Annotated in this window: 16 protein-coding genes; 9 read left to right on the forward strand and 7 right to left on the reverse strand. The window is 58.8% G+C overall.

What is annotated here, in order from left to right; all coding sequences use genetic code 11:
* Positions 1-32: 32 nt before the first annotated feature.
* The 3 genes from ACP7B1_RS21260 to ACP7B1_RS21270 all read right to left on the reverse strand — a co-directional run bounded on the left by ACP7B1_RS21260 (position 33) and on the right by ACP7B1_RS21270 (position 3,055).
* A complete protein-coding gene (locus ACP7B1_RS21260) occupies positions 33-1,184 on the reverse strand; it encodes a polysaccharide biosynthesis/export family protein (RefSeq protein WP_346306925.1) in 1,152 nt (383 codons plus the stop codon).
* A gap of 114 nt (positions 1,185-1,298) precedes the next feature.
* Entirely contained in the window at positions 1,299-2,291 is a 993-nt protein-coding gene (locus tag ACP7B1_RS21265) for a helix-turn-helix transcriptional regulator (protein WP_346306926.1), read from the reverse strand.
* Positions 2,292-2,782: 491 nt separating this feature from the next.
* Positions 2,783-3,055, reverse strand: coding sequence for a hypothetical protein (locus tag ACP7B1_RS21270; RefSeq protein WP_346306927.1), 273 nt, complete (start codon positions 3,053-3,055; stop codon positions 2,783-2,785).
* 389 nt (positions 3,056-3,444) lie between these two features.
* On the opposite strand from ACP7B1_RS21270, the gene ACP7B1_RS21275 reads away from it, so the two are divergent.
* Positions 3,445-4,344, forward strand: a complete 900-nt coding sequence (locus ACP7B1_RS21275) for an alpha/beta hydrolase (protein WP_346306928.1) — start codon at positions 3,445-3,447, stop codon at positions 4,342-4,344.
* Positions 4,345-4,370: 26 nt separating this feature from the next.
* Positions 4,371-5,138 (forward strand): 4'-phosphopantetheinyl transferase family protein, encoded by a 768-nt coding sequence (locus ACP7B1_RS21280; protein WP_346306929.1) that lies wholly within the window; start codon positions 4,371-4,373, stop codon positions 5,136-5,138.
* Here the strand turns inward: ACP7B1_RS21280 and ACP7B1_RS21285 are convergent.
* Genes ACP7B1_RS21285 through ACP7B1_RS21295 form a run of 3 tightly spaced genes read right to left on the reverse strand, consistent with a single transcriptional unit; the run spans position 5,135 to position 10,747 of the window.
* On the reverse strand, positions 5,135-6,481 hold the full coding sequence (locus ACP7B1_RS21285; protein ID WP_346306930.1) for a lysine N(6)-hydroxylase/L-ornithine N(5)-oxygenase family protein: 1,347 nt from the start codon (positions 6,479-6,481) through the stop codon (positions 5,135-5,137). The genes ACP7B1_RS21280 and ACP7B1_RS21285 overlap by 4 nt on opposite strands.
* Positions 6,482-6,517: 36 nt before the next feature.
* Positions 6,518-10,501, reverse strand: coding sequence for a non-ribosomal peptide synthetase (locus tag ACP7B1_RS21290; protein WP_426137241.1), 3,984 nt, complete (start codon positions 10,499-10,501; stop codon positions 6,518-6,520).
* Positions 10,502-10,540: 39 nt separating this feature from the next.
* A complete protein-coding gene (locus tag ACP7B1_RS21295; RefSeq protein WP_346306931.1) occupies positions 10,541-10,747 on the reverse strand; it encodes an MbtH family NRPS accessory protein in 207 nt (68 codons plus the stop codon).
* 260 nt (positions 10,748-11,007) lie between these two features.
* Here ACP7B1_RS21295 and ACP7B1_RS21300 point away from each other — a divergent pair, with 260 nt between their 5' ends.
* From ACP7B1_RS21300 to fhuB, 7 genes are all read left to right on the forward strand, one after another.
* Positions 11,008-11,949: a GNAT family N-acetyltransferase gene (locus ACP7B1_RS21300; protein ID WP_403182557.1), complete on the forward strand. Its 942-nt coding sequence runs from the start codon at positions 11,008-11,010 to the stop codon at positions 11,947-11,949.
* On the forward strand, positions 11,946-13,373 hold the full coding sequence (locus ACP7B1_RS21305) for an MATE family efflux transporter (protein WP_403182225.1): 1,428 nt from the start codon (positions 11,946-11,948) through the stop codon (positions 13,371-13,373). Before ACP7B1_RS21300 ends, ACP7B1_RS21305 begins: the two co-directional genes overlap by 4 nt.
* Entirely contained in the window at positions 13,370-14,557 is a 1,188-nt protein-coding gene (locus ACP7B1_RS21310) for a PLP-dependent transferase (protein ID WP_346307731.1), read from the forward strand. The genes ACP7B1_RS21305 and ACP7B1_RS21310 overlap by 4 nt, the downstream gene beginning before the upstream one ends.
* A 185-nt stretch (positions 14,558-14,742) precedes the next feature.
* Positions 14,743-16,905, forward strand: a complete 2,163-nt coding sequence (locus ACP7B1_RS21315; protein WP_346307730.1) for a TonB-dependent siderophore receptor — start codon at positions 14,743-14,745, stop codon at positions 16,903-16,905.
* Between the two features lie 13 nt (positions 16,906-16,918).
* Positions 16,919-17,698 carry an ATP-binding cassette domain-containing protein gene (locus tag ACP7B1_RS21320; protein ID WP_346307729.1) on the forward strand — a complete coding sequence of 260 codons (780 nt, stop codon included), beginning with the start codon at positions 16,919-16,921 and terminating at the stop codon, positions 17,696-17,698.
* A 17-nt stretch (positions 17,699-17,715) separates the two neighbouring features.
* Positions 17,716-18,585: an ABC transporter substrate-binding protein gene (locus ACP7B1_RS21325; RefSeq protein WP_346307728.1), complete on the forward strand. Its 870-nt coding sequence runs from the start codon at positions 17,716-17,718 to the stop codon at positions 18,583-18,585.
* The gene (gene fhuB / locus ACP7B1_RS21330; RefSeq protein ID WP_426137242.1) at positions 18,586-20,583 is read left to right on the forward strand and encodes a Fe(3+)-hydroxamate ABC transporter permease FhuB; all 1,998 of its coding nucleotides are present in this window, start codon (positions 18,586-18,588) and stop codon (positions 20,581-20,583) included. It abuts the gene before it with no gap.
* On the opposite strand, the gene ACP7B1_RS21335 is transcribed toward fhuB, so the two are convergent.
* Entirely contained in the window at positions 20,570-21,088 is a 519-nt protein-coding gene (locus ACP7B1_RS21335; RefSeq protein ID WP_346307284.1) for a sigma-70 family RNA polymerase sigma factor, read from the reverse strand. The genes fhuB and ACP7B1_RS21335 overlap by 14 nt on opposite strands.
* Positions 21,089-21,279 lie beyond the last annotated feature (191 nt).

A 21,279-nucleotide genomic window follows, 5' to 3' on the forward strand; every position in this document is an offset into this window, starting at 1 on the left:
GGCGGATCAGGCGTTACTTTCTCTTGCCAGTTTCATTTCGTTGCCGCCGCCGCGCTTATGCCGATCGAGGTGGCGGACAGGGCAGGGGATGCGACACCCTGGAAGATGGCCATGACCTTCTGCCATTCGGCCCCGGACGCATTGGCAATGTAAATGACGTCGCGCGGCTGCATTTCGAATCTTTGCATTGCCAGCATCGTGCTCGTGTTCTTCATGTTGAAGCGGTACACCACGGGAATATATTCGCCGGAGTTGAGAAGCGGGTTGCCGGCGGCAAGAAAGCGTCTGGCAACGGAGGCGAGTTCGTAGCGCAGGACGAAGACGCCATTGGCGTCTGCGCGGTTGTCGTTCAGGCCTGCCGCCTTGGCCAGCGCGTCGGCCATGGAAATCCGGGATGCTTCAAACGGAATCTCGGCATTGCGTCCAGCCGCACCCAGCACAAGAATGGTGCGCGGTTCGCGCACGACAGTGATGAGATCGCCGGATTTCAGGCGTATGTTTTCCGCCGGATTTTCGATAAGCACATCGAACGGAATACGGGCGGTCGCGCCATTGCGCGTCAACCGGATGATGCTCTCGCTGGCTGCTGCCCGGATGCCGCCCGCTGACGCGATGGCATCCAGTATGCGTTCGCCGGCACCCGAAAGGGAAATCCGCGCGCCGGAGGCAACTTCGCCGGTGACGGTGACGGAATTGGCCGTGCTGCGCTGAATGGTGACAAGCGCCTGGGGCTGGACGGCCTTGCCGTCAAGGGCCGCTGCGATCTGGCGCTCCACTTCGGAGGGAGTCCGTCCGGCGACGGCAATGCGCCCGGCATAGGGCACGGCAATCGTGCGATCACCCGAAACGGTTTGCGGCGGAATGACCGTCGATCCGCCGGAGGATTGTTGAAAGCCTGCTGCGGTGATGTTGCTGCCGAACAGGCTGCCGGGCGGCGCTTCCCACAGGTTGACGCCAACCACATCGCCGACCGCAATGCGCAGATCGCTCGTGCGCGGCCCGGCGCCAAAGCGATTGACGAGGCTTTCGCGCGGCCGCGTTGCCGCATAGGAAAGCACGGCGTCGTTCACATCGACCATGGCGTAGTTGGTGCGCGTTTCCGTTTTCCGCTGCTCGACGATCTGGGCGGTTGAAGGACCCGAACCGGGAAGTGCGCAGCCGGAGAGGGCAATGGCAGACATCATGGTGAGAACCAGCCCCGCCGATGCGGATCGTCTCGGCTCCAAATACCGATGAAAGGGATAGGGTGGCATCACGATGCTTGGCAGTGAAGGTCCAGCTTGCCTTTTCAGCATGTCTTACGTGCTCTTTTCGTGAAATCGCATCATTGCCGACGGGCTCATTCCATAGGCATTCCGATACAGGGACGAGAAACGTCCCGGATTTGAAAACTGCAGGTGCATGGCCAGGTCGGTGACATTGCGCGCACTGCCGCTGACGATTGCATCATGCGCCGCCGACAATCGGTATGCGCACAGAATGTGCATGGGGCTGGTATCGCGATATTCCTTGAACATACGCTGCAGTGCGCGGGAACTGCAGCCTGCCGCCGCCGCAATGTCATCGAGCGTGATCGAATCATGAATGTTCTCACGCATGAATGCTTCGGCGCTCTGCAGATAGCGCGGTGAAATTCTCCGGGAGGACTGGCTGCTCAGGGCGCTGACATTGTCAGGCCTGGTCATGAACAGCTTGGCGAGCAGCAATCGTTCATAGACGCCTGCCAGGACATCGCGGCCTGAACCTGCCGCCGCCGCTATATCCTCGCTCACATAGCAAAGCGTCTGGTACAGCGCGGAAGCGCTACCGGTACGGAAATCATGCAGGGGCGAAAATGCGAGCTCCTGAAAGTACGGGCGCCGCATCAGGCGTTCGAAGTGTTCACGCAATGTCGGTACCGGAACAAGATAACTCACCCAGGAGCTGGCCGGATAAAGTTTCGCCTTGACCCCCGGGCGGTCGAACACGCCGGTGGCGGTTCCAGCCGGAATATTCTGTATCTTGCGGTTCTTGGTATCGATGAGATCAACCGCGCCCTTGAGCACGAATACAAAGCTTAACGTTGCACCAATACCATTGGACGCAACTTCCAATCGGCCGCTTGTTTCACCATAAACAATGGATGTCTGATGTAATGGACACACCTGGCGTTTGAAGCCATAACGTCCCTGTTCATCAGGGTAGCCCGACCAGCGCCAATTCCCGTCCATCTTTTCAACGTTGCTGGATATGTCACCGCTTGAGCTCGAAAGAGATCTGTATTCAGAACGTTCCATCGGATTCTTATACATTCACTCCCCCCAAAAAACCCAAATACCTCAAGCAACTTCTACAACGGAAGTTCAAGATCAACTTTAGACGTTCAAGGAAGTTCAGACTACGAGAAGTTTTACAGAAATAGCAACTAAAGAAATTGTCATCACAAGTTTTTCACTTATTTTGATTAATTCAGAATTTAAATACAAGTTTACATATCCCGTACAATACAAAACAATTGTTCAAGTCGTGAGATTTTTGAACACTTTTTTCAATATATATATTGACGTAAGCGAGAATAAATTGACGTTTATTATATATGTTTGTCGTGATGTGTATAATTTACACGTGCGATGCCAAATCGCGCACGCCGGGGGCGGAGGGCACCTTGTATGGATGAAACGCCGCGGCGAATCAATGCAGGGATCGCACCCGCGATCCCCCGAAGGCATTTTACACGACCAAATTATGGGTGTCCGTGACGGGGCAGAGGTGCCCCACGGTGCCGATTCTACCGGAAAATGCGCTATATTTTACCGTTCGGATTGAGTGGCGATGCATCGACGGCCGCCTGAATCGTTCTTGACGTGACGGATGGGCGCGCTCGGTTGGCGGCATCGATCATTTCGTTGGTTGGATCACGCAAGACATTATACACGATCGTAATGGCCGCCTTGGCATATTCCCGGTATGTCTGACGGATAAAATCCGGAATGCTGTCCCAGCTCTGGTTTCCAGTATATTTCTGGGCGTGGATAGCCTTTGCCATGGATTCGATTAGCTTTTCATGTGCATTCATATATTTCTTCTCACTTCTTTGATAACTCCAAGGCAAAAAGAACGATCAATATGTAATTTACTTATACATACGAAGAGAGAGAATTCCTGTATCTGAGTAAACATCGGAAATTAACTGCGTTGCTGCAAGGGGCTTTCCATAATTGTTCCAAAGGAAATGGAATATATGGTTAGCGCAGCTTTGTTGCAGGCGAGAGCCTATGGTCCCGCACCTGTTTGGCGATGATGATGTCCAGCACTTGGCGCCGCGTCGCAACGGTCCTTCCAGCGCCAGTGGATAATAAATATTGACCATTATAGTCATGTTTAATAACAGGGTAGCCGGATTTGCACTATGCAAGCTGCTCCGATGGCGGAAGGGTTCTCCTTCCCTTCACAAGATACGGACCAATGACAGCATTCTCCAATTCATCACCGGCCATGATAGGCAACACCACCTTTCATGACGTGGTCTCGAACCAGAATGGCCTGGTGTACCGCGTTTTCATCTACCGTCCGGGCGGGGAGCCGCCAAGCGATGGATGGCCGGTGCTTTATATGACCGATGGCAATGCGGTGATCGGCACGGCGGTCGACGCGATGCGGGCGCAGGCGAGTTATCCCAGCGGCACCAATGTGGCTTATGGCGTGATTGTCACCATCGGCTATCCCGTGGACGGCGCCTATGATCCGTTGCGACGTTCCTGGGATCTCGGGCCGCCGCCCGGACAGGTCTATCCGCCGTTCTATGAAAACACTCCTGAAGTCAGGACCGGCGGGGCCGGGGAGTTCCTGACGTTCATCGAAGATCAGATCAAGCCAATGATCGAAGCGGATAGTCCCATTGACCGCAATCGCCAGGCGATCTTCGGTCATTCCTTCGGCGGCCTCTTCGTGCTCTACAGTCTCTTCACCCGCCCATCGGCCTTCACAACCTGGATTGCGGCGAGCGCGTCGATCTATTGGGAAAATTGTGCGATCAACGCCTTTCTTCCCCAATTCGAAGCTGCGCATGCGACGCGGCCGGGGGCGGCGCTTTATCTCTCCTGCGGCGAGTACGAGACGGACAAGCTGGCGCCATTCCAGCGCGGTGCGGCCGACGAGGCGGAGCGGCTGGCACAGAAGAAAATCACGTTGAATGATGTTCATTCCGTCGAACTCATGCGTCGGTTGAACGCTCTGCCTGACCAGCCGGTCCGGACGCAGTTCGAGATTCACGCCGGTGAAAACCACATGTCTCTGCTGCCGGTCGCGGTCAATCGTGCCATTCAGGCTGCTTTCGCCGTTGTAAAGCTGCGCGAGGACGGTTGAACACAGCCGGGGAAGGGAGCGGCCCGATGTTGCCATATGATCGTCTCACGGATTTGCCGGAGGCCAGCCCGGCCCGGACCCTCGGGAATCCTGCTGCGATTGATATCTGGTGGTGGGCCTTTACCGAAGGCCAAACGGATTGGAATGAGGTCAGGTCCGCACTCACGCTGCCGGAACAGGAGCGGGCGGCTGCGTTCAGGTTCGACCGGGATGCCATCGGGTTCATGGCAGGGCGTTACCTCCAGCGCAGCGTCCTGTCGCTCTACACCGGAGATGCGGCGGAGGACTTGAACATTGCTGCCGGCGAACACGGCAAACCGTATCTTGCCGGCGAAACGGCGCTGGCATTCAATCTCAGCAATACAAACGGTCTGGCGGTGCTCGCGGTCAGCCGGGATTGTGCCGTTGTCGGGATAGATGCCGAAATGCGCTCGGCGACACTTGAGGCCGGGACGGCGCAACTCATCTGCTCTGCCGCTGAATCTGCGACGCTCTCCATGCTTCAAGGCGCCGAGCGTCAGGCACTGCTGCTTGCGCTCTGGACACTCAAGGAGAGCTTTTTGAAAGCGACAGGCCACGGGCTGGCTGTCGAGCCACATCGGCTGACTGTGCGGGTCGATCCGGTAAGCCGGGCAATCCGCGTGGAGCATGATCTGCCGGGAGATCGGGACAACTGGTGCCACCGGCTGCTTCTGTCCCCAAGCGGGCATATGATTGCGGTTTGCGCACAATCGGATCGGACAGGGCTGGTATTTCGCCAGCACAGCCTGCCCGACCCCATTTTCCAATTCTAATAATCTACGGCGATGGACTGGCCGAGAGTCTCGTGACCGCTCGACAGCCAATTGACCTGCGAGTCATGCGGCTCCAGATCGAAGTGCTCGTGGCCCGTGAGCGTGTTGATGATGTGGGCGCTGCGCCATGCCATCAGGCTCAGTTGAGAATCGGCAATGCCATGGCTGTAGCGCCCGGCGTTCTGGGCAAAGATGCGGTTCTGCTTCGGACCGTTCCAGTTGAGACAGTATTCGTCATTGAGGGCGGGGCGGCTGTGACGGTCGAACTGGATACGGTCCTGCAATCCGGCGAGGGCCTCGGGCAGCTTGAACTGGTAGCCTGTGGCGAGAATGATGGCATCGGCATGGGCAACCTCGACACCGCCATCAAAGCGGTTGCGCACGATCAGCCGATAACCGTCCTTGTCCGCTTCCACCTGAATCACATCGCGATTGGGCGAGAGCTTTGCCTCGATGCTGCGGCCTTCCAGATAGCGCAGACTGTACAGCCGGCGGTAGATCGCATTGATCGTCGACAGGGAAAGGCCGTCGCTGGTCAGGATCGAAGCTTTCAATGCTTCGAGCTTCTGGTCATTGTTGAGGTTGAGGTAGGCATAGACATATTCCGGCGAAAACACCTGATTGGAGAAGGCCGTGTCGTTGATCGGTTCGAAATTGTGCCGGCGGCTGAACCAGTTGAGCTCTTTCAGATTGGCTTTGGAGTTGAGCAGGGATTCAACCACTTCGCCGCCGCTCTGGCCGCCGCCGATCACCGCGATGCGGGCGGCATTGAGGTCCGGCAGCCGGAATTTTGCTTCGCAATTGTGGAAGCAGCGTTCGCCGAGGAACGGTGTCGCCCAGGAGGGCACGAATGGGCTGGTTCCTGTTCCCAGCACGATGTTCTTTGCCGCCACACTGCCATTGTCGAACTGCACCACGAACCTGTCCTTGTCGTGTTTGACCTCGCGCACGGCAGCATCAAATGAAACATTGTCGAGCTGTCCGGCGACCCAGGCGAGATATTGCGCAAACTCCCGGCGCGGCACGGCATCGTAGTGGGCGTTGAGGAACGCATAGAGGCGCTTGTGCGCCACGAGATAGGACACGAACGACCATGGATTGGTCGGCATGACGGGTGTAACGAGGTCCTTCAGATAGGACGATTGCAGTTCGACATCGGGCAGCATCATGCCGGGATGCCAGTCGAAATTGGCCCGGCGCTCGTAGAAATGCGCCTTGAGGCCGCCGACGCTGTCGAGCAGCGCCGCAAGGCTCAGGTTGGAAGGTCCGACACCGATACCCGCCAGATCGAGGGTCTCGTTCGGCTGGCGCGTATGATCATTGTTCGCAAACATGGCAGTCATCAGAATTCCTTTCCGTGATCTTGATTCCAAAGGCCCCTATCGGGCCTCGTCCAGCCGGTGGGAGAGGCGGCTGTGGAATGCCTGTGATCCGATTACGTGCAGATGGTTGGTGCCAGAGATGATTTCCGCCGGATTGGCCCGGGGGGAGTAGCGCCGCCAGTCGATCAGGTTGAGACCCCGATTCAGGCTGTCGTCGGCCGCCCAGGAATGGATCGGCACGTCATGCGGCTGCAGTTCGTGACGCCTGAAAATCAGAGCGTTGTCGATGAGGATCCAGAATGTGTGTTCGCGGCTGCTGATATCGGGACCATCCGTCGGCAGATCGTCTTTCTCATCGCCGACAAAGCGCAGGAACTGCTCATAGGTATCCTCGTCCATGACGTTGAGCAGGCGGTCCCATTCGGTGCGCATGGCGGTGCGCGACAACCATTCCTGCACGGTCGCGTGCAACTGGTCGCGTTCGCCCGGCTTGAAGCGCGGCTTGGCACCAATGGCGAACTCGGTGCCCAGATCACAGACGTCGACCATGGTGATCAGCCGCAGATCGATCTCGTTGCCGAGCTTGCGCGCGGTTTCATAGGCCAGAAGTCCGCCCCACGACCAGCCGAGGAAATAGCAGGGCTGGCCTTTGCTCTCGCGGCGGATGTAATCCACATAGCCTTGGATGATATCGTCGACGGATGAGCCGATTTCCTTCTGTTCGGAGAGCGAATAGCAGATGAAGCCGGTAGCAGGCTGATTGGCGCCGAGATAGTCGACGAGTTTGACATATTCGCGCGTGCTGACGAGAAGGCCGGGGAAGCAATAGAGCACGGGTTTGGTTCCCGATGCGCGCAGGACAATCACTTCGCTGCCCGCCTCGCTATTGCCGTTTTCAACCACCTCCGCGAATGCGCGGATCGTCGGATTGTTGAAGAGGTCGGCAATGGTCGTGCGGTTCTGCGGCTTGCGCTGCCGCAGGGCGGTGAGGATGCGGATGGCCCCGAGGGAATTGCCGCCGATGGCAAAGAAATTGTCCTCGACGCTGATCGGGCTGGTTTTCAGGATGTCCTGCCAGATATCGCGGATTTCTGCCTCGATGGTGTTTTCCGGTTCGACAATGTTGCGCTTCATGGGTGTGGGCGCGGGTAGGGCGAACCGGTCGAGCTTGCTGTTGGGATTGATCGGCATGGCTTTCAGCGGAACGATGGCCGAAGGCACCATATAGGCGGGCAGCATGCGTTCCAGCGCGGCGTGCATCTGCGCTACGTCGAGCTCGAAACCCTGCTTCGGCACGACATAGGCCACCAGCATCTTCTGCCTGGTGGCTTCGTCGTCCCGCAGGACGACAAGAGCCTCGCCGACACCGTCAAGCTGCAGCAGCGCTGCTTCGATCTCACCGAGCTCGATGCGGTAGCCGCGCAGCTTGACCTGATGGTCGACACGCCCGACAAACTCGACCGTGCCGTCTTCGCGCCAGCGGGTCAGATCGCCGGAACGATAGAGACGCCCGCCCTCCTTGGAAAACGGGTCGGGAATGAAGCGGTCGGCAGTGGTATCGGCTTTGCCGATATAGCCGCGGGCCATGCCTTCGCCGGCAATATAAAGCTCGCCCGTCACGCCGATGGGGCAGGGATTGAGGTCGGGATCGAGGACATAGACGCGGCGATTGCCGACAGCACGGCCGATCGGCGCATAGGTGCCTTCGAATTTCTGCCCGGCACGCACTTTCCAGACCATCGGTGTCATGATGGTCTCGGTGGGGCCGTACCCGTTGATCAGCCATTCCGACTTCAGGGCCGTGGACAGGAGATCGAAGGTCTGCTGTGCCAAACCCTCGCCGCCGAAGGAATAAAGCCGCATCGGCGGCGCGCTGTCGGTGAGATCAGCCCATTCCGCCAACTGCTGCAGGTAGGTGGTGGGAATGCTGGCATTGTTGGCGCCGTGCTTGCGCATGGCGGTCAATGTTTCCTCCGGGGTCCACAGGGGCTGGTCTGGCAGAATGATGCTGCCGCCTTCCATCAGCGGGTTCATCCAGCGCTCGTGTCCGCCATCGGAGCTGAAGGGCAGGAACGGCAGTTCGCGCGAGTCCGCGCTCATGCCGTAGACGCGCGAGGTGTTCTGCATGTGATGGGTCAAGGGACCATGCTCGACGGCAACGCCCTTGGGCAGGCCGGTCGAACCGGATGTGTACATGATATAGGCAAGCTGGTCCTTGTGGACTTTGACGTCGGGGACGCTGTCCGGCTCCTCTGACAGATCGAGTTTGTCGAGTTCGAGGATGACCGCATCGAGGCCTTCCGGAATGCGGTCAAGCAGCCAGCTGTGGGTGAGGATGACCTTCACGCCGCCATCGCGCAGAATGTGGTGGTTGCGGCTGGTCGGATGATCCGGCTCAACGGGGATATAGGCGCCGCCCGCCTTGAGCGTGGCGAGAATGCCGACGATGGCTTCGGGAGAACGCTTGACGGCGATAGCCACACTGATGTCGGCACCGATGCCGAGCTTGATCAGCCGGTGCGCCAGCCGGTTGGCGCTGCGGTCAAGCTTGGCGTGACTCCAGACTTCGTCGGCAAAGATGATGGCGGTCTTGTCAGGCGTGCGCTGGGCATGGGCGGCGATGTGTTCATGCACCGCCCGGTCGTCGTTGATAGTGTCATCCTCATAGGGAGCCGAGAGAACATCGAGTTCATCCTCGGCGATGAGGTCGATATCCTTGATGCGGACCTGTTCGCCGGCAATGGCCTGGGAGAGACCGCGCTGGAAATGAATGGCGGCGCGCTCGATCAGTGCCGGCTCATAGATGTCTTCGGCATAGTCGAACAGACCGGCGAGCGCACCGTCTGTCTTCGGGGTCAGCACCAGTGCCAGTTCCGCATCCGAGCGCGGCGCGACGGCCGGCACATGGTCTTGCGCCAATGCGGAATGCCGGGGCGGCTGACGGAACTCGAACAGGGATTTGACGATCGCGTCCTGTTCCCGTTCCTCATGCGTCTGGATTTCCTGCACGAGGCGTTCGAACGGAACGAGATATTCCGTTCCTGTGGCAACCGCCGATGCAAGCGCTTTGCAAACATCCAGGAAGGCAGTGCGCGACGTCAGTTCAAGCTTCAGCGGCAGGATTTGCTCGCTGCGCGCTATGGTCTCCTGGCTCGTGGATCCAAGCAAGGCTCCATACTGCAGCGAATAGGTGCCGCTGTAGCGGGCCAGGAGAACAGCAAAGGCGGCGGAAAGCAGCTCTTCAACCTTCAACCCTTTCAGCGTTGCATAGGACTGGATGCCGGTCCAAAGCTTTGCGTCGAGTGTGAATGGCACGCGTTTGCGTCTGGCGCCGGCATATCCGGCAGCATTGAAGCGTGTGGGCAGGGTCGTCGCATTGTACTCCTCGCCAATCAGATCGCGCCAATGGGCGAGGGCCGCCGCAAAGTGCGGCGTTTCCAGCGCTTCTTCTTCGCGCACGCCGCGCTGCAGGCTGTCGCTGGGAAGCACGGGCAATTCCCTGCCCTCGGCGAGCGCGATGAGATCGCCGCGCAGGACGGCAAGCGCTGCCTCATCGCAGACGATGGGATGCAGCACGATTGTCGAGATCAGTTGGCCGTCATTTCCGGCAATCAATTGATAACGGGCGGAAACACCGTTCAGGAGATCGAAGGGGCGGGCAATGAAGCCCGCCTTTTCCGTTTCGGCTTCTGTCGCGCTCAGGGGATTGCTGTCACTACCAACAATCTCATTGGAGGGAACGTCGCCAGGAACGGAAAACTGCTCAATGCGGCCGCCGGCAAAGCGGCGAAAGCGCGTGCGCAAAGCGCTGTGCCGCTGCGCCAGCCGGTCGAGGGCGCCCTGCACCTGATCAAGTGTAACGCCCTTCTCCCATTGCAGGGAAAGCACCTGGAAGGGAAAAACCGTTGCGTTGCCGATCTGCTCGAGCGACCAGATGCGCTTTTGCGCCAATGTCAGTGGAAAGCTTTCGGCCACGCCGCTGGCGATGCCATCCATGGCAACCGGTTCATTGGGTTCGGGTTGGGCGAAGAGTTTGTTCATGGTGTCACCGATCTGTTATCTGAAAGGGATTGCCGGCAATCACGCCATGGCCTGCCGCAGGGCAAGCGGCCGCGGATCAACCCAGATTTTCTTGATTTCAACCAGGCATTCCTCGCGGGTGCCGCAAAAACTTTCCTTGCTCCAGCCGACGGGCAGAGCCTTGTCATTGGACCAGACGGAATAGCGGTGTTCCTGATCGCGAACGATGCTCCAGGTTTCTGGCGACGTCTCGGCATTCGACATCATGCGGGCTCCTTGCAGAATAAAGACATGACCAAGAGACGGATGAACCCGCGCCCGATTTAAGCGGAACGGGAGAAAAATTTTTCAAAGTTTTGGCTAAATCGAGCGGTGCGCCGGCCGTCTCTGTAGCAACCATCTTGTCAAAACTTGTCAGCGAGCAGGCTGCGGAGCGCACCATGACCCTTGTTTCCAATATCTCCCAAGAAGCCAATGTTTCGCCGCTTCCAGCTTCTGGTCTGTCGTGCTTCCTGAAATCCGCCGAAATGAAAACGCCGGGCCAGATGCTGATTTCGACCGTGGCCGGGCGCTATCTCGCGGATGTCGAGCCAAGGGCTGGAAGTGTCAGGGTTCGTTTGCCGGATTTGAATGCCGACGAAACCGTTTCGGTTCTGGCCTCGGCCATCGAATTTCTGTCGGCGCAGTCGCGCAATATCAGTCTGGTTGAAGTTGACAATGTGCAGTCATCGGATTTTCCGCTGGGGACGCACAGCGGCAATTCCTTGACCGTCGATACCAGGGAATTCTGGCAATGGCCGATGCCATGGATTGCCAATCCCGCCTGGCCGCACCCGCAGGTGCACATCATGACCAATGGCCAGTATCATCCCAAACGCCCGCGCAAGCCGGTCGGTGTTGTCTATGAACGTTACATTCCCTGGCTCGATCAGGTGCTTTCGTTCCGGGCTGCGGATCCGCAGACGGATCTCGAGCATTTCCATCGCTGGATGAATGACGAGCAGGTCAATGTAATCTGGGAAGACGGCGGGGACAGGGAGAAGCACGCGGCCATTCTCGAGGAGCGGCTGCATGATCCGCATGTCCTGGCGCTGATCGGCTGTTTCAACGGTGTGCCGTTCGGCTATTTCGAGGTCTATTGGGCTAGGGAAAACCGGCTTGGACCCTATTACGATGCGCAGGATTACGACCGTGGCTGGCATGTCGCCATCGGTGAGCCTGCCTATCGCGGCAAGCAGTGGATCACGGCGTGGCTGCCGTCGCTGATGCATTTCATGTTTCTCGACGATCCGCGCACCCAGCGCATTGTCGGCGAGCCGCGCGCCAGCCACGAGCAGCAGATCCGCAATCTCGACCGCTCGGGCTTTTCCAAGGTGAAGCACTTCGATTTCCCGCATAAAAGGGCCATGCTGGTCATGCTGCTGCGCGAGCGCTTTTTCGACGACAGGCTTTGGGTGCCCGCACCATGAATCCTGAAGGAATCGGGCAAGAGAAGCCAAGGCGCACCTATTTTGCGCCCGACGATCTCAACGATCCGGCGCTGACGCGCCTGATCTTCCGGCTCGGCCTGCCGGCCGTGGCGGGCCTGTCGATCAACGCGGTGCATCATACGATCAACATGGTGTTTGTCGGCATGATCGGCGCCCACGAAATTGCCGCCATCACAGTTGTCCTGCCGATCCTGATGATGATCGGTGCCATCGGCGAGGGGCTTGGCGTCGGGGTGGCGACCGCCGTCGGGCGTGCGCTGGGCAGCGCCAATCCGCAGCGCGCCAATGTGACGGCATCGACGCTCGTGGTTCTGACCGTGCCGCTCGGTATCGTGCTCACCGCAGGCATCCTTGTCTTCCGGCGTGAACTGCTCGGCCTGTTCGGTGCCAGCGAAGCGATCATGCCGCTTGCCGAATATTATCTGATCATCGTCGCCTTTTCCGTGACGCTGACGATGCTGCAGATCGTGTCGGATTTCATCGCCATCTCGGAAGGCAATACGCGTTTCAGCATGTGGACACTGCTCGGGTGTTTTGCCCTGAATATCATTCTCGATCCGATCATGATCTTCGGGTTTGGCTTCGGGCTTGCAGGCGCCGCCATGGCAACAATCCTGTCGCAGATCGCAGCGATTGCGGCCTACGCGCTGTATTTTCGCAAGCGCATGGGCACATTGCACCTGTCGGCGCGCTTTGCCGCATTCCGGGCGGATATATTGAAACCGGTATTCTCCATCGGCCTGCCGACGACGCTGACCAGCATGCTGAGCAGCATCAGTTTCGCCGTGCTGTTTACCTATGCCGGGTTCTATCGCGGCGACAGCGGCATTGCCGGTGTCGGTATCGCACTGCGGGTTCTCACTCTGGGCATGCTTCCCATCGTCGGTCTGTCGCTCGGCGGCCAGGCGGTCCTGAGCTTCGCCTGGGGCGCGGGGAAGACGCCGCGATTGCTGGCGGCATCGAACCTGCTCCTGATGCTGACCTCGGTTTTTTCCGTGGCGTACGGGCTTGGTGCCGTTCTCCTGCGCTACCCCATTGCAGCCATTTTCACCGATGATCCGGAGATCGCCCGGATCGCCGCGCTGACCATCATCGTCACCCATATTCCCTTCATCTTTTTCGGCATGCGGCAAATCCTTGTCGTGCTCCTGCAGGCACAGGGCAGAGCGCGGCTCGCCGCCACGATCAGCATCGCGCAGAACGGCTATTTCCTCCTGCCGCTGCTGTTTGTCCTGCCGCATTTCCTCGGCTTTGACGGCCTTCTTGCCAGTCTGTTTCTTGCCCCGGCGCTGACCGCACTTCTCTCCGCCGTCATTCTTTTCACCGCGCTGCGCCAGCTGCGCGGCGACACCGATCTTCCCATCGCAACCTTCAACAACACCGTGTCTGAGAGGGCATCATGAACAAATCCATGCCACCCCATGAATTCGATCCAATGGAAATGCCGGATGACCTGTTTTCGCCGGTCGATGCGGCTGCTTTCAACGCGGTTTCGCCGCCGATCTTCCAGACGTCGCTCTTCACCTACGACACCTATGAAGCCATGGAAGATGTGTTTGCCGGGCGTGCGCGCAACTACATCTATTCGCGCGGCGACAACCCGACGGTGCGCGAATTCGAACTGCTGACCGCCCGCCTGGAAGGCGCGGAAGACGGACGCGGTTTCTCCAGCGGTACGGCCGCGATCACAGCGACCATTCTCAGCCTTGTCGAGTCGGGCGACCGCGTGGTCGCCGTCCAGCATCTTTACAACGACATCTACCGGCTGTTCGTGAAGCTGCTTGCCCGGTTTGGCGTCACGGTGGATTTCGTCGATCCGTCCAACCACGATGAAGTGCGCGCCGCCTTGCCGGGCGCCAAGCTGCTTTATCTGGAAAACCCGACATCGATGGTGTTCGAATTGCAGGACATCGAAGCCCTGACGTCCATGGCCAAGGAATATGGCGTGACGAGCGTCATCGACAATTCCTGGGCAACGCCGCTCTTCCAGAAGCCGATCCAGCACGGCGTCGACATCGTCATCCACGCCGCTTCGAAATATCTTGGCGGCCACAGCGATACGGTGGCGGGCGTCGTCGTCGGGCCGCGTGACCTGATCGCCAAGATCAACAGCTCGACCTATCCCTATATCGGCGCAAAACTCTCGCCATTCGAAGCGTGGCTGCTGCTGCGCGGCATGCGTACGCTGAAAGTGCGGCTCAAGGAACACATGCACAACGGGCTCGTCCTCGCCAAGCACCTGCAACAGCACAACGATATCGCCCTTGTCCGCCATCCCGCTTTTTCGGATCATCCGGGCAAGAAGACGCTGACGGGCTTTTCCGGCCTCTTTGCCTTCGATCTGAACCCGGACATCGATGTCGCGCGCTTTGTCAACGCACTGCGCCATATCCGCCTTGGCGTCAGCTGGGGCGGACCGGAAACGCTGGTTGTTCCTGCCAAGGCCGCCTTGCAGATTCCTGACCGGATGACCTCCTTCGTGCGCTTTGGCGTCAATCCGCAGACGATCCGTTTCGCTGTCGGTCTGGAGGAGCCCGAGGTCATCTGGAACGACATTCAGCAGGCCCTCCACGCCGCCAGGTTGTAGGCAGGACACAGGCAAAACAAAGTTGGTCAAGGCGGGTGAAAAAGACGGACATTTCGTCGAACGCGCCTTGACTCGGACAACATGACAAATGTAGTCATGTTTTGAATATGAGAATAATACTCATATTAAATATCAAATAGTCTCAGGGTTTTAACGGGGGTTTGGTCATGCGGGGTTGCAGGACGATGATTTGGAACGGGGTCAATTCAGCCGGGCGCAAACAGCGTTCGCACAAACGTCTGCTGATGACCACATCGCTGGCAACGCTCATGACTGCCCATCTCGCCTATGCGCAGCAGGCGCCGACCATCGAGCTCAATCCGATTGTCATCAACAGCGGCGACGATGCCACTGGCCCCGGCAACGGCTATCTCGCCAACAGCACCTTGACTGGAACAAAGACGAGCACGCCGCTGCGCGAAGTTCCCCGTTCTGTTTCCATTATCACGCGCGAGCAGCTGGATGACCGTCCGTCGCAGCGAATCGAGGATGCGCTGGCCTATACGGCGGGGGTGACCAGTTCGCCCTGGGGTGTTGACGAACGCTATAATCAATTCATGATCCGTGGTTTTGACGTCGGCCCTTATGCGGTATCTCGCGACGGGCTGCCGCAGCGGACCATTGATTTCTCCGGCTTCAAGGCTGAGCCCTACGGACTTGAGCGCATCGAGGTGATCAAGGGGGCAGCGTCGGTGCTCTACGGTCAGAACGGTGCCGACGGTCTGGTGAACCTGACCACCAAGCGGCCAACCAAGGACCCGCTGTATAGCGCCTATGCCGGTTATGGCTCGCATAATACCTATGAAGTCGGTCTTGATGCCGGCGGTCCGCTGGACAAGGAAGGCGTGTGGACCTACCGCCTGACGGGTCTGTTCCGCGAGGGGCATGAGGCGATTGATTTTTCCAAGAACAACCGCGTGTTCATTGCACCGGCGATCACCTGGTCGCCCAGTGCCGACACCTCTCTGACGGTCTTCGCCAACTATCAGTGGGATAAGCTTCCGCCCAATACGTTCCTGCCCGTTGCGAGCCCGCTTCATCCCAACCTGCCGAAGTTCTCGCGCAATTTCACAACATCGGATCCGGATTTCGACCGCTTCAACGCCAATCATGGCTCGATCGGTTATTCCTTCGAGCACCGCTTCAACGATGCCTGGACGGTTCGCCAGAACGTTCGCTATACCTCGCAGGACACGGATTACCGGCACCTCTATTACACGCAGATGCTGGATGAGCAGACCCTGGGCAGAGCCGCCTTTACGGTTGATGAAACGGCGACCATCTTCAGCGTCGACAACAGTGCGCAGTACGACTACCAGTCCGATCATATCAAGAACACGCTGTTGATGGGCCTCGATTACAATCGCTACACGGTTGACGGTCACAACGGATATGCACCCGGACCCGGTCTCAATTTCGAGAACCCGGTCTATGGCATTGACGTGCCGATGCCGGGCACGATTGTCGACCGGAAGACCACGACAGACCAGGTTGGCATCTATGCGCAGACACAGACCAAGATCAACGATCGCTGGCTGCTCAATCTCGGCGGGCGGCAGTCCTGGTTCGAGGAAAAGACGGATGACCGCCTGAGCAATACGAGGACGGATACATCGGACAATGCCTTTACCGGCAATGTCGGCCTCGGCTATCTCTTCGACAATGGCATCACACCCTATGCCAGCTACTCCACCTCGTTCGTGACCAATATAGGCCAGGACGCCCTGACCGGTTCCCCTTATGCGCCGTCAAAGGCGCGGCAATACGAGGTCGGCGTCAAGTATGATCCCGATTTCATGCCGGCGCATTTTACCGCTGCCTTGTTCGACATCACGAAAACCAATGTACTGGCCTTTGTCAGCGACGGTGCATATCGCCAGATCGAAGAAGTGCGCCATCGCGGCTTTGAGTTCGAATCCACCGTCGATCTCTTCCACAATGTCAGCCTGACAGGCAGCTACACCTATCTCGACGCTGAAATCACGGCCAGTTCTCTGCCCGAAGTCGGCAACCGCACGCCGATGGTGCCCAAGAACCAGGCATCGCTCTGGGCCAAGTACACCTTTGACTCCGGCCTTCTTCAGGGGCTGAACATCGGCTCCGGCATACGCTATGTCGGCAGTTCCGTCGGCAGCGGCGCCAGTGGCAAGCAGGTGAACGTTCCTGACTATACGCTGGTCGATGCGGCCGTCAGCTATGAGAAGAACGGATGGAAGGGCGCGCTCAAGGTCAGCAATCTCTTTGACAAGGGCTACTATTCCACCTGCTCGACCGACTATGACAATGCACCGATGTGTATCTACGGCGAAGGCCGGACAATCAAGGGTACCTTGTCGGTCAAATTCTAAGGTCAAATATCAAATGAACGGAACGTCCTTTTCCCTCAGTGGTGTCGGTTTCGATATCGACGGAAGAACCCTGCTTCATCCACTGACACTGGACGTTCCGAAAGGGGAGGTGGTCGGCATTCTCGGCCATAACGGTTCGGGCAAGTCGACGCTGCTGAAAATCCTGGCCCGGTTCCAGGCGCCGACGCGGGGGCAGGCTGACTATCACGGCCAACCGCTCGCCTCGTTCCGCCCCAAAGACTATGCCAGGAAGGTTGCCTATCTGCCGCAACAGACACCGGACACCGATGGCATGACGGTCAGGGAAGTGGTTTCGCTGGGGCGTTATCCCTGGCACGGGGCGCTTGGCCGCTTCTCGCTCACCGACCGCACCAAAGTGTCCGAAGCCCTGGAGTTGACGGGACTGACGCCGTTTGCCGACCGTATCGTGGACACGCTGTCCGGCGGCGAACGGCAACGCGCCTTTCTCGCCATGCTCATTGCGCAGGATACGGAATGTCTTCTGCTGGATGAGCCGATCTCGGCGCTCGATATCAACCACCAGATCGAAGTGATGAGCCTCATCCGCATGCTGGCGCATGAGCATGATCGCTCGGTGCTGATCGTCCTGCACGATATCAACATGGCCGCGCGCTTCTGCGACCGGCTGATCGCCCTGTCGGGCGGCAGGCTTGTGGCCCATGACGAGACCGATGCGCTGATCACGGCCGACAAGCTCAACGCCATTTACGGGGTCCGCATGGGTATTTTCCGGCATCCGGAAACACAGTCGCCCATAAGCTACGTTCTCTAAGGATCGGGATATTGATGATGGCCGCGCTGCGCCGCCGCGATTTTCTGTTCGGCTCAAGCCTTCTGCTCGCATCGCCGCTGCTCGCGCGTGCTGCCAGGGCTGCGCCGCCGCGCATCATTTCGCTGGACTACGGTTTGGCACAGACGCTGATCGAATTCGGCACGCCGCCCGTTGGCCTGATCGACACACAGGGCTGGTATGACTGGGTCATGGAACCGCCCCTGCCGCCGGGCATTGCCAATGTCGGTTCGAACTATGAGATCAATATGGAAATGCTGCAGCTGCTGCAGCCCGATTTGATCATTTCTACACCCTATCTCGAATGGATCAGGCCGCAGCTCGAGACAATCGCGCCGGTCAAATCATTTCCCATCCATGCGCTCGGATCATCGCCATATCCGCACATCGTTGCCGCAACGCTGGAGCTGGGGCAGATCGTCGGGCAGCCGCAGCAAGCGCAGGCCCTGATTGACCGCACCGAGCGGGATCTGCTGGCGGCGAAGGCGGCAACCCGGCGTCTCGCCGAGCAGAAACTGGCCATCATGACGTTTTTGGACGCCCGCAACATTCGGGTGTATGGCCCTGGCGGTATCTTTCAGGACGTTTTCGACCGGCTCGACCTGCACAATGCCTGGACAAGACGAACCAATGAATGGGGTTTCAGCGATGCCGGGCTTGCCGATCTCATTGCCATTGGCGACAGCCGCATTTTCTACATGGATCCGGTTCCGCCGGATGTTCTGGCCGGCTTGGCGGGAAGTCCTCTATGGCAGGCCATGCCCTTTGTTCAAAGGGGCCATGCCGAGCGCATGGCCAGTGTGCTGATGTTCGGCGCCTTGCCGTCGGTCTCCCGCTTCGCCCGTCTTCTGGCGGAGGTAAAAGTCTAGATGTTGCGTACATCGTCATCCCAACGTCTGATCTGGACCGGTGCCCTGTGGCTGGTTGCGCTCGGCGTTGCTGCTTTCAATCTGTGGCCGATGATCGGCAAGCTCGGTCTTGATGCCGTTTTCCTGCCTCCGCAGGCAAGCGACGGTGAGGCGGTTCTCCTGCACTACAGCCTGTTGCCGCGCCTTGCCATGTCCGTCGTCTGCGGCTTTGCCCTCGGGCTGTCCGGCACACTATTCCAGCATGTGCTGCGCAATCCGCTGGCATCGCCCTCGACGCTGGGCATCGAGGCCGGGGCGCAACTGGCGCTTGGCGTGGCGATCCTGTGGTTTCCGGCCTTGCTTGGCTGGAGCCGGGACCTCACCACTGCCATTGGCGGGTTCGCGGCCATGGCCATCGTCTTTGCTGTGGCGTGGCGTTTCCAGTTCCAACCTGTCACCGTCATCCTGACGGGTCTCGTCATGGGGCTTTACTGCACCGCAATCACGACCATTCTGGTGCTGATGAACAACCATTATCTCGCCGGTCTGTTCGTCTGGGGCGGCGGTTCGCTCAATCAGAATGACTGGCGCGATGTGAGCGCACTCCTGCCAAAAATCGCTTTCTTCACGTTTCTGGCGTTTCTTCTCGCCCGGCAACTGAATGTACTGACCCTTGGCGACGCGGCACAGGGGCTCGGCATGAAGCTTCAAACCACGCGTGCCTTGACCCTCGTGGTTGCCGTCGCGTTGACGACATTCACCGTGAGCGTGGTCGGCATCATCGGCTTCCTCGGCCTTGCCTCGCCGGCCATTGCCCGGGCGATCGGCGCGCGGCGCATCAAGGATCGGCTGATCGTCGCGCCCCTTGTCGGTGCGGGGCTGCTTGTCCTGATCGACCAGCTCCTGCAGATGCAGGCGGCCGTGACCGGCATCCTGCTGCCGACCGGCGCCGTGACGGCGTTGATCGGGGTGCCGGCATTGCTGATCGTCATGTTGCGCCGCAAGGCCGTGGGGCAGCCGACAGCCGCTGCATCGCCGGTGCGCAGGAGCCGGAATCCGGCGCTGATCCTGACCGCGCTTGCCGGTCTGCTGCTGCTTGCCTGCATTGCCGCCATCTTTGTCGGCCGCGACATCGATACGGCCTGGGCCATTCATACCGGCGCCACGCTGGACGCCCTGCTGCCGTGGCGGCTGCCCCGGCTGATTGCGGCGCTGTCTGCCGGAACCATGCTGGCGCTTGCCGGCAGCCTGCTGCAACGGCTGACCGGCAATTCCATGGCCAGCCCCGAGGTGCTTGGCGTCAGCGCGGGTACGGCCTTTGGGCTGCTCTGTGTCCTGTTTGTCGTGGCGCAGCCCGATTATATCGGCAGGCTGCTGGGCGGTTTTCTCGGCGCATCCGCCGTGCTTGTGGCGCTGTTTGCCATGAGCTGGCGCAAGGCGCAGTCGGGCAACCAGTTCCTCATTATCGGCGTCTCTCTGAGTGCGTTCCTGACAGCGCTGATTTCAGTCATTCTGGCATCGGGCGATCCGCGCGCCATGTCGCTGATCAGCTGGATGACGGGATCGACCTACAGTGTCACCGGTGCCGCGGCGGTTATTTCGCTGATCTGCGCTGTAGCGGCAATGGCGGTGGTGCCGGTGTTCCTGCGGCCCTTGCAGCATTTTGCGCTGGGCGAAATGTCCGCCCATTCCCATGGCGTCAATGTCAGGACATTCCGCATCCTTATCCTCGGTTTTGCCGCCCTGTTGACGGCCATCGCTACGCTCGTCGTCGGGCCGTTGAGCTTTGTCGGTCTGATGGCGCCGCACCTGGCCCAGCGCATCGGACTGACACGCGGATTTCCGCATCTTCTCGGTACGGCTCTGTTTGGCGCGTTGTTGATGGCGGTCGCGGATTTCATCGGCCGCACGGCCTATTTCCCCTGGCAATTGCCGACGGGATTGATCGCGACGCTGCTGGGCGGTCCGGTGTTTGCGTTGCTGCTCCTGCGCCCGCACAAGGCGGCTAAGCGACTTTGAGCGATTGCTCGCAGTAGCGGTGGGCATCCTTGATCATGAAGTTCACCAGGGTGCGCGAGACGCCCAGTTCTTCCGCAATATCCTTCTGCGGAACACCTTCGATGCGGTGGCGGATGAACGCGTCATGGGTGCGCTTGGGCAGGTCGTTCAATGAGGTCATGACCCGGTTGAGCGCCTCTGTCATCACGATACAATCGAGCGCGTTGACGCAAGGCGCCGGCACGGAATCCACACCGTCCATCGGCATGAGATTCTTCTTCTCGTATTGCCGCTTGCGCGCCTCATCGAGCGCAAGATTATAGACCATGCGGCAGGCATAACCGACCGGGCAATGAATGCAATTTGTCTGCATGGTGCAAGCTTTGACGATGGCGTCATGAAATATATCTTCCGCCTGTGCATGGGAGTGCACTACACTTTCGGCAATAGATATCAGTTTATTTTTATATTTAACCAGTGCATCAATAAGAACATTTTCATCATGAAGACTCTTTTCTTTAGGCATGATCTTTATTCTTTTTTGCATAGGATTGTATTGCCGCTCATGGCAACATGAGATACGGCCAGAAATATTTCGAATTTTGAAATATCCAGCTTTGCAACTATCGCGAGTGCAGCTATACAAGAACATGAGAAAAAGAGTCAAGTTAAAGAAAATACGATTTGGAGAGGCGCCGTGAAAGCGCCGGCAAGCCG

The sequence above is a fragment of the Phyllobacterium sp. SL163 genome (genome assembly GCF_049896885.1).
Classification (GTDB): Bacteria; Pseudomonadota; Alphaproteobacteria; order Rhizobiales; family Rhizobiaceae; genus Phyllobacterium; species Phyllobacterium calauticae.